The organism is Peribacillus sp. B2I2 (genome assembly GCF_041261685.1).
Taxonomy (GTDB): domain Bacteria; phylum Bacillota; class Bacilli; order Bacillales; family DSM-1321; genus Peribacillus.
In genome coordinates, this window is sequence record NZ_JBGCCB010000001.1 from 892,336 (window position 1) to 905,697 (window position 13,362).

Genomic DNA, 13,362 nt, shown 5'->3' on the forward strand with positions numbered 1-13,362 from the left:
GAATGAGAAGATTGAGAACAGAACGGTCGAATGTATTAAAAGTGAGCGATCTACATGTAAAGGTACAAACAAAAGATGGTGCTTCCACCCTCGTTCAGGATATTAATTTTGAACTGGAAAAAGGGAAGGTACTGGGGCTTGTTGGGGAAAGTGGGAGTGGTAAAACCGTTACGAGTATGTCCATTCTGCAACTTCTTGATCGGAAAACAACGACGATTGAAGGAAGCATTACCCTCCAAGGACGAGAATTGAATGGTTTAGACGATAAAGAAATACGTGAAATTCGTGGCAAGGATATTGCCTTCATTATGCAAAATCCGATGAATTCATTTACGCCTGTTTTTACAATCGGCAATCAATTTATCGAAACGATTAGGTCACATACCTCATTGAATAAAAAACAAGCAAAAGAGCTTGCCATCGATGCGATGCAGAATGTAAACCTGCCAGATCCCGCGAAACTATTAAAAAGCTATCCTTTTCAATTGAGTGGAGGTATGCTTCAACGCGTGATGATTGCGGTGGCAGCATGTTTAAATCCTTCCGTTATTATTGCTGATGAGCCGACAACTGCACTCGACGTTCATAACCAATTACAAGTACTTCGCCACTTGGATAAAATTCGTTCTGAATATGGAACATCCATTTTACTCATTTCTCATGATCTGGGAGTCATTTCTGAAATGGCAGATGATGTAGTCGTTATGCAACATGGCAGAATTGTAGAAACTGCAAATGTATTTGAATTATTTGATAATCCACAGCATGAGTATACAAAGAAACTGCTAAATGCCCGCCTTATCTTAAATCATGAAGAACCTATCACCCATATGTTGTGATATATAGATTACATTCTTTTGAGGGGTGAACAAATGAGTTTATTACAAGTAAAAGCAGTAACTCATAGCTATAATTCTCATACTTTTTTAAAATGGAAAGACCATTCAAAAAAAGTACTCACTGACATTTCCCTCTCTATTGACGAAGGAACATGTTTAGGACTACTTGGGACGAGTGGAGCTGGAAAAAGCACATTAGGAAAAGTGATTCTTGGCTTAGAACGTCCACAGCAAGGACAAGTTCTGTTTCAAGGGCATGATATTTATACTGCTGATAAGCTTATTCGAAAAAAGATACGCCGAGATCTACAAGTCGTCTTTCAAGATTCGTATTCATCTGTCAATCCACGAATGACAGCCGAGCATATTATAGGCGAGCCATTAGAAAACTATGAAAAACTAACCGTAGCCGAACAAAAAAGAACCGTTATTGAGTTATTGGAAAGAGTAGGCCTGAGTGAGAAGGATTTGAAAAAATACCCACACCAATTTAGCGGTGGACAATTGCAAAGAATTAATATTGCTAGAGCAATCTCTCTTAAGCCAAGGCTAATCGTCTTAGACGAATCCGTAAGTAGTCTGGATATGGTTAATCAAACTATAATTTTAGAATTATTAAGTGAGTTAAAAAAAGACTTCGGCTTATCTTATCTTTTTATTACACATGATATTAAAGCGGCCTATTCAATCGCTGATACTTTGGGTGTACTGGAAAAAGGAGAATTAATCGAGCTTTACGATTCTAAAAATCAGTTTTTTTCGTCAGAACATCCTGTCGTCAAACAGATGAGGGGTTCTATCCTTGCCGAGCATCCACGTTTTCGTTCTCTTCCAACGAGGATTAACAAGACCTAGTCTAGAATTTATATTTATTGATTGGAAGGCCTCGATTTCAGTTGAAAATCGAGGCTCTTGTTTGTAGAAATGGATTATATGTGCTGGAATTCAAAAGTAGTTGTGGATCATTTGAATAGCGTATACAACGTATTTTTCCTTCATGTTGCATGATAAAATGGTATAAAAGGGAGAAGTCGGAGTAGGTGTGAATACAGCTATATATTTCATTTCTATCATACTTTTCTTTTTGCTTCTGATATGATCAAGAGTAACAAAACAACTTTTAAACAGGAATCAATACAAATTGAGCAAAAGTAGCAGAAGAATTAGCATTGCACTAACATGACGTACGTTAAACTAGGATATTCTACAAAGAACAATGAATTTATTACTGATGATAAAGGAAGTCGATTACTGGATGTATAAAATCGGACTAGTCGGTCTAGAAACTTCTATAGAACAAATTTTAGTTTTGGCAGAAGAATATAAACATGAGTTGGAATTCATCTCATTGCCTTATGTAAAGACCGCAGAGGTGGATAATATTGTAAAAGAATATGATTCTCACGTACATGCATGGCTTTTTTCTGGTCCACTTCCCTATGAAATTGCAAAAAAAACACTAGGTACAGATAAAATAATGGTCCATGTTCCTGCTACGGAATCAGGTTTTTATAAATCCTTTTTAGAGTTGATCTACGAACAAGGGAAAATCATTGAGCATCTAAGTATCGACACTATGTCCTCAAATAATATTAGCGAAGAAGCTTTGTCACAGTTGAATATAAAAACCAAAAAGATTTATACGAAAGTGTTTGAGACAGATGCTGATACGGATGAATTGGTTCTTTTTCACTTGAATTTATGGAATGAGGGAAAGACAGAAGGCGCTTTTTCTTGTTTTCCGTCTGTGTGTGAAGTTTTAAGGGAATATGGCATTCCAGCCTACCGTATGTCGATGAGTAAGATGGAAGTGCGGCAAACGCTTCGAATTCTTTCTGAAAAAGTAAAGACTTCCTACTTTAAGGATACACAAATCGGAGTGGAGATCATTGAAGTTGAACACTTTGACAAAGTGGCAGAGGAAATGAAAACTCCTTATCATTTACAGTACTTGGAGCTTCGGCTAAAAGAGATGTTAATTAAACTTGGTGAAAAAATAAATGGTTCCTTTTCAGAGAAAGGGAATGGAAGATACATGATCTTTAGTTCTCGCGGCGCAATTGAACGAGAAATCATTACGCTCGAAGATACCATTCAAAGATTGGCTTTTGAAGCAGATACAACCGTTGCCGTTGGTATTGGCTTCGGCGAAACTGCCTATTCGGCGGAAATTAATGCTTTTCGTGCTATTCAACATTCAAAAGAGATGAAGAAGCGTGAAATTGTGATTATTCAAGATGATGGTAAGATTATCGAATCACCAGGCAAAAAGAAAGAACTGCAATATGCTGCCCGGACACATAATAAACTCCTTATCGAAAAGTTAAAAAAGGGGAATATCAGTGTTAAAACGTATAAAAAGATATCGGCTCTCGTTCAAAGAATGGGCTGGAGTGAGTTTACAACAAAGGAATTAGCGACACATCTTGAGATGACAGAGCGCAATGTACGGCGTATTGTTGCGGATATGTGCGAAGTTGATTTGGCACAATGCATTGGTGAAGAGGCTAACGCCACCCGTGGAAGGCCGAGTAAAATTTATCGATTATTATAAATTAAAGGCACCCATAATTTGGGTGCCTTTTTATTTCTACTTCATGTCGCATATCAAAGTATTGAAAAATTCAACAATTGGATTCAGTGCGAAAAAAACGGTTTGGAATTTTCAAAAAATATTGAAATAAAAACCGCGTGAGATTATAATCTATTTAAGGAATTTTTTCCTTAAACTATCCTAAATTAATGGTTGTTATGTAAATTGAATGAAAAAGGGGTTGAAGTGGGTGTCTCAAACGATGATGTTTCATGATTTAATCGAGACTGTTAAAGATGAAGTGATTGCTTGGAGAAGATATTTACATAAGCATCCGGAGCTGTCTTTTCAGGAGGGAAAAACAGCACAATTTGTTTATGAAACGCTACAAACTTTTGGTGAATTAGAAATTTCACGTCCAACAAAAACGAGTATAATGGCTCGTTTGATTGGCCGGCAGCCTGGGAAGGTTATTGCACTGCGGGCAGATATGGATGCGCTTCCAATTGAAGAAGAGAATGATTTTGACTTTGTGTCACAGAATTCAGGAGTGATGCATGCTTGCGGACATGACGGACATACGGCGATGCTGCTTGGCACGGCAAAGATTCTTACCCAGTTAAAGGATCAAATTAAAGGGGAGGTACGTTTTTTATTTCAACATGCTGAGGAACTGCCGCCGGGTGGAGCCCGAGAGATGGTGGAGGCCGGTGTGCTTGATGGTGTAGATATGATCATTGGCACTCATCTCTTGTCGACTCTTCCTTTAGGGAAAATTGGTTTGAGTTACGGTCCGATGATGGCTGGAGCTGATACTTTTAACATTACCGTAGTGGGTAAGGGAGGGCACGCCTCACAGCCCGAACTAACCATTGATCCCATAGCAATTGGAACTCAGGTGGTATCAAATCTCCAGCACATTGTTTCGAGATATCAAGATGCACAGGACGCTCTTGTTATTTCAGTGACTCAGTTCCATGCGGGAAGTGCGATTAATGTTATTCCAAGTAGTGTAAGCATTGGAGGCTCCGTTCGAAGCTTTAATCCGGAACTGAGGGAAAAGATTCCAACCTTTATGGAACGGATTGTAAAAGGAATTACTGAAGCGCATGGAGCTACTTATGAAATCGATTATCAGTTCGGTTATGCTCCTACCATTAATGATGAAGACGTAACTCGATTGATGGACGAAACGGTCTGTGAAGTATTTGGTGAAGAGAGTCGAGAGATTTTAAAGCCAATTATGGGAAGTGAAGACTTCTCTGCTTTTCAAAAAGTAGTTCCGGGATCTTATATTGTAATAGGAGCTCGTAATGAAGAAAAAGGGATTATTCATCCTCACCATCATCCCCAATTCACTTTCGATGAACAGGCTTTACAATATGGGGTGAAGTTATTTGTTCACGGGACTTTTAAAGTGTTAAATCTATCATACTAGGGGGTTGAGCGTATGAAAAAAATATATTGGCTCGGAATTATCCCGTTTCTTGGCTTTATTGTAGGGGCTTTGTTTACAAATAAAGTGACTCCCTATGTACTTGGAATGCCATTTTTTCACTTTTGGATTGTACTCTGGTCTGTGCTAACCACAGGTATTATGGGGATTATCTATCTATTTGATCCTGCTAATCAGGAGGGAGATTCAAAATGAATATTGCCGTGTTTGTCATCCTGTTTTTTTTCGTCATTTCTGTTTTGATTGGTATTCAGGCTAAAAAAGGGAAAGAAATGAACTTAGAACAATGGTCGGTTGGAGGACGCGGAATGGGAACCCTACTGATTTTCCTCTTGTCCGCAGGTGAAATGTATACTACCTTTACCTTTTTAGGGGCAAGTGGTTCGGCTTATGGGGAAGGGGGTTCCATCTTTAGTATCGTATCATACGGCTGCCTGGCAACAGTCATCTCCTACTGGACATTTCCTGCTATCTGGAGGTATGCAAAGAAACACCGATTAGTTTCCCAATCTGATTTTTTTGTAAAAAAATATCAAAGTCCTTATCTTGGTGTGCTTGTTGCGGTTATTGGTGTTATAGCTTGTACTTGCTACTTAGTCCTGCAATTGAAGGGGTTAGGGTATATCGTTTCTGCAACATCATATGGCGCAATCTCCTCTACAGCTGCCATTTGGGTTGGAGCAATTGGTGTAACCATTTTTGTAATGGTCTCCGGTATTAACGGTTCCGCCAGGACAGCTATTTTGAAGGACATTCTGATTCTTGGCATCGTCGTATTTTTAGGAATTTATTTCCCTCTTCATTATTATGGCGGTATTCAACCTATGTATGAGGCCATTGAAAGTGCAAAGCCGAACTATACCATACTTCCGGATAAAGGAATGAGCGTTTCGTGGTATATATCAACCGTTATATTAAGTTCGATTGGATTTTATATGTGGCCGCACGGGTTTTCTCCTATTTATGCCGCCTCTAGCGAAAAAGCTTTAAGAAAAAATGCAATCCTAATGCCAATGTACCAATTGATTTTGTTGTTTGCCTTTTTTGTCGGATTTGCAGCTATCTTACAGACGCCTGGATTAAAAGGCAGCGAAGCCGATCTTATCTTGCTGCAACTTTCTAAACAGGATTTTGATCCATGGTTTGTGGGCTTAATTGGTGGAACTGGCGTGTTAGCCGCTTTAGTGCCAAGCTCTATGCTGTTGATGTCAATATCAACATTGCTTGCAAAAAATGTATATAGCGTATTCACTCCATCCGCAACGGAAACTCAGATTGCAAAACTGGTAAAATACTTGGTTCCGCTAATTTCGCTCGTAGGGATTTACTTGACCTTTAAAGGTGGAAATTCCCTCTTTAGTCTCGCTTTAATCGCCTATAATTTTATCACACAACTTGCTCCTGCCTTTTTCGCAAGTTTGATGAGAAAGAATTTTGTAACCAAACAAGGAGCATTCGCCGGGATTATAACAGGAGGCGTGCTAGTCTCCATTATGGAACTAGGGAACATAAAAATTGGTCAACTGTTTCCTTATCTTCCTCAAGCTATTAAAGACCTGAATGTAGGAATTATCGCGCTATTTGTTAACATTGCAGTATTAGTGGTGGTTAGTCTGATGACAAAAAACATTACTTATACTCATAAGGATAATGATGTGTTGGAGACAAAAACAGTATAGCACAAGGTTTTAATACAAAATGAATCAAATAGCCAATCAACATGAATATTAACCATTCAAGAGTAATTCACATCAGATAAGTTTATGAAAACCGACCGTCCTCCACAATTTGGGGGCAGTTTTGTAGGGGTATATTTACAGTTCGGATAACGCTGATTATGTAGACTGATACAGAATGGGACTTTTTTGAAATCAAAGGGTGTCCAGTGCACATGGTAATTCAGCGAGTCTCCCTTTTGGGTGAGAATCCATGGGAACCAAATTAATCATCAACTTGAAGGAAATAGATCATTTAGATCGCTTTCTAAACAATAACAAAGAAGATTATCTATAAATGAAACAAACCGGTCTGAATTTGGCCGGTTTGTTTCATTTAATTACTCTGTTTTAGAGCTCTGATCTTTATTTCTTTTATTTCCTTTACTGTTGTCACCACTAACAGGAACTTGTCCATGTAATTGCGGTGAATTTTGATTACGGCTGCCTTTATTAAATTTTTTTGTCATGTCTCACATCTCCTTTCTTTTTTCAAATACAGTTTGTCCCTTTTTGATGAACTTATGTTTTTCAATTGAAAAGTACATCTTTATCCAAGTGATATTCAAACCATTGTTTCAAAGATAAAATCCGAAAATTACCCTCCAGGATATGGGCATATCGTTTATGTTGATGAATTTGAACAGAGTGGCGACATTCTATGATATGTAATTTGTATCTAAAATTTTACTAAAGGGGGGTAGTAAGCTGAACCAGGGGAATTTTTAAGTTATTAGTAAGCGTTGCAGGTCGTACTCAAAGATGTAGTACAACAAGTAGAAACCATGAACCGTGAGTTGCAGTGTGGAAACACACTTCTTCCACACTGTTTCACGGCCAATAAGCGGTAGTTCAATAGGGATGATGGATAGAATTATTTCCTGTTGAAAAAAGGGGATCAGCTGCATTTCTAGTCAGGTTGTTTAGACTAGAGTCACAGCAGGGCTGAGTCAAATTATTAAAACGCTAGTCGGATTTCCAAGCTTATTGATCTGGATTCAGCAAAGAGATTGTCATTTCGCCCTTGAGGGATCGTACATACAAAGCGTGAAAAATGGCTGTTTTGACTGTTGAAAGTTTTGACTTTGGAGATGAAATAAAATTATCGTTAGGGAATGTTCGGAACTAGAGGATCTTTTATCATAAGTTTATTCAAGAGGTTTTAATTACATAAATCGCTACTTTATTTTTAATAAGCTTGCAGTAGTAGTTTGTAGTTCTGAAAAAAAGAACAGTATATACAGATAAATGATTTCAAAGATACATGTAGTGTTCTTTTTTAAAGCATGTATAAACATTTGCATAATGATCTTTCCTTTCTTAATGTAATTTCATCAATTATACTAATGATTTTATACAATATCTCCCACTTTGTTAGATTACCTAACAGTGTTTTTTTTGAAGTGGATTTTGTTGAAAAGGGATCGTTCGCCAAGGTGAATATCATCATGTAAATGAAGGAGGGCTATTTTAAGTGGACAATATTTTCAACAATTACCACGATAGAATATATTTTTCGTGCTATTTTGGGAATGATGTGTGGCTTCGGCATTAAATGACCTGATAACAAACGGTCTGTACAGCTCACGACTACAGTCCATGAGTCCTGTTCCATTTACGGTGATCACAGCCTTGCCGAAAGAGATATCAATTTCCCCAACCTATCGGAAACTAACTGAGAAAAAATAAGTAGAAAGTCGCAATAAGCGCTTTGCTCCCAAAAATTAATAATGCTCGGGCCTAAAGGTGTATTCTTCAGTTCTCTTGGTTTTAATCAATACATGATTCATCTTTTCGAGTATAAGTAATTCAGAATCTCCTTTTTCCTTATGTAACGCTTTGGAAACGGTTGATTTGGAATCTTTATATCTCCTTCCCACCTACCTTCAATGGCTTTCAAATGAGAAGACTTTTGTCGATTATATGTATTATCGTAAGTGCTTTTGTATTGATGGTAGGTTGCAGAACTAAGGACACGGAACAGTAGCTCGTTGATCTTAAAATAATTAGACACTAGAAGATGTTCTACTGAGTACATTTAGTGTAACATTGATAAAATCCAATGATGCAATCTGATTTTTGTTTCAGTAACTCATTCATTCTCAATTTTTCTTGAATTTCACTTCCTTCCGTCTTCATTATTAGTGTATTTCACTACAAAATCCCAATAATTCTGATAATAATCTTATAGCCAATTGATTTCCATCCATTGGAGGCGTACTATAAATCAAACATTGACATCTAATAGAAACTCTTTTAGAGTGGATGTGTAAATTAAATATCCTCGTTAGGTGAGGCTCCTGTGTAGGAGATACGCTACTGCCCAAAAATGTCGAAAGACGCCAATGGGTCAACAGAAACCATCGACATAAGGTGGTTTTTAATGTAGCTGGCTTTGTCCTATGCCACACAGTGCTAAAGCTCTACGAATGGAGGAACTGGATTTATGCTATGTATTTGTCATTCAGCCATTTACGGCTGTTTGTATTTGTCTTCCAGGCAATGTACGCATATATACCGTATTTAACACCTTCATTTGTAATGGAGGTGTTTTTATTTTTTCCTGGAGGTGAGGATTGTGGGTCACCACTCACGGGAATACTCCAAGCTTATTGAAAATTGAATGAACACAAAGATTTTGAAGGGGAATAATAATATTTTTTTGCTCCCCTAAAAGGAGTTGAGGGCAAAATGAAAGTCCTGACAGAAGACCAAATAACTTTACAAATCATAAAAGTTTTAAAAGAAGGAAAAAAGAAAGAATTTCAAGCAATATTAGAAGAACTCCAACCATATGACATTGCTCGAATATTCGAGGGACTCCCAGAAAAACATCATACACGTTTCTTGTTGTTCCTAGATTCAGAACAAATCGCTGAACTGATTCAAGAACTTGAAAAAGTACATCAATTAAAGATTCTTAGTAAATTAGGAATTGAGAAATCCGGCCATGTAATGGATTTAATGGATAATGATGATCTAGCTTCATTGTTAGAGAACCTATCCCCTGAAAAAATTGAAGAACTTCTTTCAGGTATGAAACAAGAAGAATCTAAAATCGTTCAAAATATCATGAATTATCCCCCGGAAACGGCAGGACGAATAATGACGAACCGTTTTGTATGGATCCCCCAACATTATACGGTTCGTGAATCAGTTGAAAAGCTTAAAATCTTTGCGGAGTTTTCGGAAACGATTAACTATCTTTATGTAATAGATAACGATAAAAAATTAGTGGGTGTTGTCTCATATCGGGATTTAATAATAAATGATGAATCTGAAAAAATTCAAGATATTATGTACAGCCGGGTTATCTCCGTATTTGCTTATGAAGATCAAGAAGAGGTAGCCGGTGTTATTGAGCGTTATGATTTTTTAGCGATTCCTGTAGTTGAAAAAAATAATGAGTTATTAGGAATTGTAACCGTTGATGACATCATTGATGTTGTCATTAAGGAAGCGAATGAAGATATTGAAAAACTATCGGCATCTGGTAAATCCATAGATTTTGACACGAAGGCGCACGTGGCCGCATATCGTCGGCTACCCTGGCTTATTTTACTGTTATTTATCGGATTAGTGTCTGGAACCATTATAAGCGGCTTTGAAGAAACATTGTCCCAAAGTTGTTGCACTTGCCTTCTTTATGCCGATGATTGCTGGGATGACTGGAAATACAGGTACTCAATCTTTAGCTGTTGTTGTAAGAGGCCTGATTACTAGTGACACGGATAAGGGAGTGGTTACCAGACTTATTATACGAGAGCTTAAAGTTGGATTGATAATAGGTGTTACCTGTGGAATTTTAATTTCCATCATAGCTTATGTTTGGCAGGGTAATCCCGTTCTGGGATTAGTGGTTGGAAGTTCATTAGTCATGACTCTGATTATTGGGACTTTAGCTGGGACCATTATTCCTCTGATATTATATAAATTCAACATAGATCCTGCAGTTGCTTCGGGTCCATTAATTACAACACTAAATGACATACTCTCGTTACTTATTTACTTTGGAATTGCCACAATGTTCATTTCAAAATTGATGTAGACTATCCACGAGTTAGTTTCTTAAACCAGTTCATAAGAAGAAGGGGCGGTACCCCTGTCAAGTGTACAATAAAAAAGAGTATTTCAAGCTGCGGCCTTTTCTCAGTATTCAATAGGGAAAAGGCCGTTGAATTTTTCTTGGAAGAGATCCATGTATTGTAGAATTCCGTATATGAGAAGCAGCTCTCTATGTCATCCAAGTTTAATCAGGAACTCAAAGGTTATTAACCATGCCTTTGTTCATTCAGCCATTATGCTCATGACCTTTATATGAATGAAAAACATGGGACATAATAGGTCATAGCAAGTTTAGGATATCCATTAAAGGCTACATAAAGAGTGTTATGGAAGCAATAGACAGTCATATTCTTCTTTGACCTGCGAACTTTATCAGTGATACGCTTCTTTTCGAAATTACGTATTCAAAACCAAGGAGGAACGAATGATGACACAAACCAAACAACAAATAATCACCCTGGCAAACCGTCCAAAAGGTATGCCTTCGAAAGGGGATTTTAACTTTGTTGAGAGTGAAGTTCCCAAACCAAAAGATAATGAGATTTTAGTACGGACGCTATATTTATCCGTCGATCCATACATGCGTGGAAGAATGCAGGAGACCAAATCATATATTGCTCCATTTGAATTGAATAAGGTCATCACGGGTGGCGTTGTTGCTGAAGTTGTAGAGTCCAAATCGAATTCCTTCAAACAAGGGGATGTCGTTGTTGGGAATATCGACTGGGCCGAATATACAGTTGTCACTGAAAAGGAAATCCGCGTGATTGATCCCAAGGTGGCTCCGGTCACAACTCATTTAGGGATTCTTGGAATGACCGGTTTAACAGCTTACTTTGGATTGCTTGATATCGGTAAGCCACAAGAAGGTGAAACTGTAGTGGTTTCCGGGGCAGCTGGTGCTGTTGGTTCAGTAGTTGGACAAATCGCTAAGATTAAAGGTGCGAAAGTTGTTGGCATCGCAGGCTCAGATGAAAAACTTGAGTACTTAACGAAAGAGCTCGGATTTGATAGTGCCGTAAATTATAAAAAGGATAGTTTTACGGCAGATTTAGCTAATGCTGTTCCTGATGGAGTCGATGTTTATTTCGATAATGTAGGCGGCGAGGTGTCCGATGCTGTTTTCACATTATTGAATCCGAATGCCCGAATTCCATTATGCGGAGCGATCTCCTCGTATAATGCAGAAGGAAAAGATCTAGGACCGCGCCTGCAATCGGCGATGATCAAAACGAGTGCACTTATGAAAGGCTTCACATTTGGAAATTATGCCGATAGATTCCAAGAGGGTGCGACGGATTTAGGAAAATGGCTCCAAGAAGGAAAGCTGAAGTATGAGGAAACGATTATTGAAGGGTTTGAAAACGTACCAGATGCATTTTTAGGTTTATTTAAAGGAACGAACCTCGGTAAACAGCTTGTGAAAGTAGCGGAACCTGAATTCGCTAAACTATAAGTTTTATGGAAATACGGCAGAGGCAGGCCTTTGTTGTGATTTTTAAGCAGCTTATAATAAAAGCGGCCTTTTTTCGATATTCAATCGGGGAAAGGCCGTTTTCCTTTTCAAGTTAAAGATATAATGCCGGGTTGAGTTTCTCTGATCGGCCAGTACCTTAAGAGGGGGAGCTCGCTCAATTGCAGTAAGTTTTTGAAACCATGGCGATAACGGCAGATATAGGTCGATCAAAGAATCTCTTGAAATATCCAGGGGATTTTGGATTTTCAGAAAGCATTTTTAGCGGAGAAGCATATGGCATCAATCTTATCTATTCGAGGAGCCCTTTTTTGAACCATTCGTTAAATGGAGTGGTTCACTCTTGTATGAAAAGGATGAAATTGGAATGTTTGTAGAAAACTCTGTAAAAATGGCAATTTTCATTATAAAATGTAAATACATAGAGAAAGGTGATGAACCATGTCAAACGTTGCTAAATTTCGTGATTTTTTAACCAGTGAGAAAATCTATATGAATGAGTTGAATGAAGATGGCACCACCTTTTTTAGAGCTGAGCAAAAGTTAAAGGACGGGTGGAAGGTCCTTTTAGTATTTGCATTCAATGAAGATGAAAATGTGGCGGACTTATTTTGCTTTAATGTCGCCGAGTTGAAGAATCCTGATAAGAAGCAGGATGTACATACACTGTTGAATGAATATAATGCTAATTTTAGGTATTCAAAGCTTTATGAAGAAAATGGGACGATTTCCATTAGGTATTCATACTCCATCGAGGGGGATATCGTACCGGATCTCGCGTTCAGGAAGTTAATCATGCTGCTTGAGACGGCACAGCAGGTTTATCCGCGGTTAATGGAAGTCATATGGTCATAACATAATATAGGATGAAAAAGTTCTCTGAATCAGGGGACTTTTTAACATCTTTACTAAAGTGAATGAATATATTATCGTTACAATCCATTAATTTATATTTTTTTAAAAAGAACTATTGCATTTTTTCACATTAAACTATATAATTAATTTTGTTGGTAATTCGACAAAGTTCTACAAGGATTTTGCGGGTGTAGTTTAGTGGTAAAACCTCAGCCTTCCAAGCTGATGATGAGGGTTCGATTCCCTTCACCCGCTCCAATACATACTCATAACGTAGGGTTTCGTTACCTGGAGAACGAAGCTTTGCGTTTAAATATTATAACTAGGATTCTACTGTTTACAGTGGAATTTTTTTATTGTCCAAAATTACCTGTATCCAGAAGGGTGGCTATTTTGATGCAGCACACTCTTGTTCAAAGTGATTA

The 13,362-nt window shown here is 37.8% G+C and carries 9 protein-coding genes, 1 tRNA gene, 1 pseudogene and 1 riboswitch; of the genes and pseudogenes, 10 read left to right on the forward strand and 1 reads right to left on the reverse strand.

All coding sequences use genetic code 11. The features are described from left to right. Positions 1 to 11: 11 nt before the first annotated feature. From nikD to ABIE66_RS04570, 6 genes are all read left to right on the forward strand, one after another. Positions 12 to 839, forward strand: coding sequence for a nickel import ATP-binding protein NikD (gene nikD / locus ABIE66_RS04545; RefSeq protein WP_370016977.1), 828 nt, complete (start codon positions 12 to 14; stop codon positions 837 to 839). A gap of 33 nt (positions 840 to 872) precedes the next feature. Then, the gene (gene nikE / locus ABIE66_RS04550) at positions 873 to 1,694 is read left to right on the forward strand and encodes a nickel import ATP-binding protein NikE (protein WP_289323842.1); all 822 of its coding nucleotides are present in this window, start codon (positions 873 to 875) and stop codon (positions 1,692 to 1,694) included. A gap of 400 nt (positions 1,695 to 2,094) precedes the next feature. After that, positions 2,095 to 3,393 (forward strand): helix-turn-helix domain-containing protein, encoded by a 1,299-nt coding sequence (locus tag ABIE66_RS04555; protein WP_370016978.1) that lies wholly within the window; start codon positions 2,095 to 2,097, stop codon positions 3,391 to 3,393. Between the two features lie 241 nt (positions 3,394 to 3,634). After that, positions 3,635 to 4,810, forward strand: coding sequence for a M20 family metallopeptidase (locus ABIE66_RS04560; RefSeq protein WP_370016979.1), 1,176 nt, complete (start codon positions 3,635 to 3,637; stop codon positions 4,808 to 4,810). A 12-nt stretch (positions 4,811 to 4,822) separates the two neighbouring features. Next, positions 4,823 to 5,023, forward strand: a complete 201-nt coding sequence (locus ABIE66_RS04565; protein WP_289317800.1) for a DUF3311 domain-containing protein — start codon at positions 4,823 to 4,825, stop codon at positions 5,021 to 5,023. Further along, the gene (locus ABIE66_RS04570) at positions 5,020 to 6,507 is read left to right on the forward strand and encodes a sodium:solute symporter family protein (RefSeq protein WP_370013994.1); all 1,488 of its coding nucleotides are present in this window, start codon (positions 5,020 to 5,022) and stop codon (positions 6,505 to 6,507) included. The genes ABIE66_RS04565 and ABIE66_RS04570 overlap by 4 nt, the downstream gene beginning before the upstream one ends. 377 nt (positions 6,508 to 6,884) lie before the next feature. Here the strand turns inward: ABIE66_RS04570 and ABIE66_RS04575 are convergent, their stop codons facing one another. Next, the gene (locus ABIE66_RS04575) at positions 6,885 to 7,013 is read right to left on the reverse strand and encodes a hypothetical protein (RefSeq protein WP_340887998.1); all 129 of its coding nucleotides are present in this window, start codon (positions 7,011 to 7,013) and stop codon (positions 6,885 to 6,887) included. A gap of 1,806 nt (positions 7,014 to 8,819) precedes the next feature. Further along, positions 8,820 to 8,985: riboswitch (M-box (ykoK) riboswitch) on the forward strand. Between the two features lie 249 nt (positions 8,986 to 9,234). On the opposite strand from ABIE66_RS04575, the pseudogene mgtE reads away from it, so the two are divergent. The 4 genes and pseudogenes from mgtE to ABIE66_RS04595 all read left to right on the forward strand — a co-directional run bounded on the left by mgtE (position 9,235) and on the right by ABIE66_RS04595 (position 13,195). Beyond that, a pseudogene (gene mgtE, locus ABIE66_RS04580) lies at positions 9,235 to 10,591 on the forward strand (magnesium transporter). Between the two features lie 444 nt (positions 10,592 to 11,035). Continuing rightward, complete coding sequence (locus tag ABIE66_RS04585; protein WP_370013995.1) at positions 11,036 to 12,064, forward strand: NADP-dependent oxidoreductase; 1,029 nt, start codon at positions 11,036 to 11,038, stop codon at positions 12,062 to 12,064. A 459-nt stretch (positions 12,065 to 12,523) separates the two neighbouring features. Beyond that, positions 12,524 to 12,937 (forward strand): YbjN domain-containing protein, encoded by a 414-nt coding sequence (locus tag ABIE66_RS04590; RefSeq protein WP_289323849.1) that lies wholly within the window; start codon positions 12,524 to 12,526, stop codon positions 12,935 to 12,937. A 184-nt stretch (positions 12,938 to 13,121) separates the two neighbouring features. Then, positions 13,122 to 13,195: transfer RNA gene (locus ABIE66_RS04595), tRNA-Gly, on the forward strand. The last annotated feature ends 167 nt before the right edge of the window (positions 13,196 to 13,362 follow it).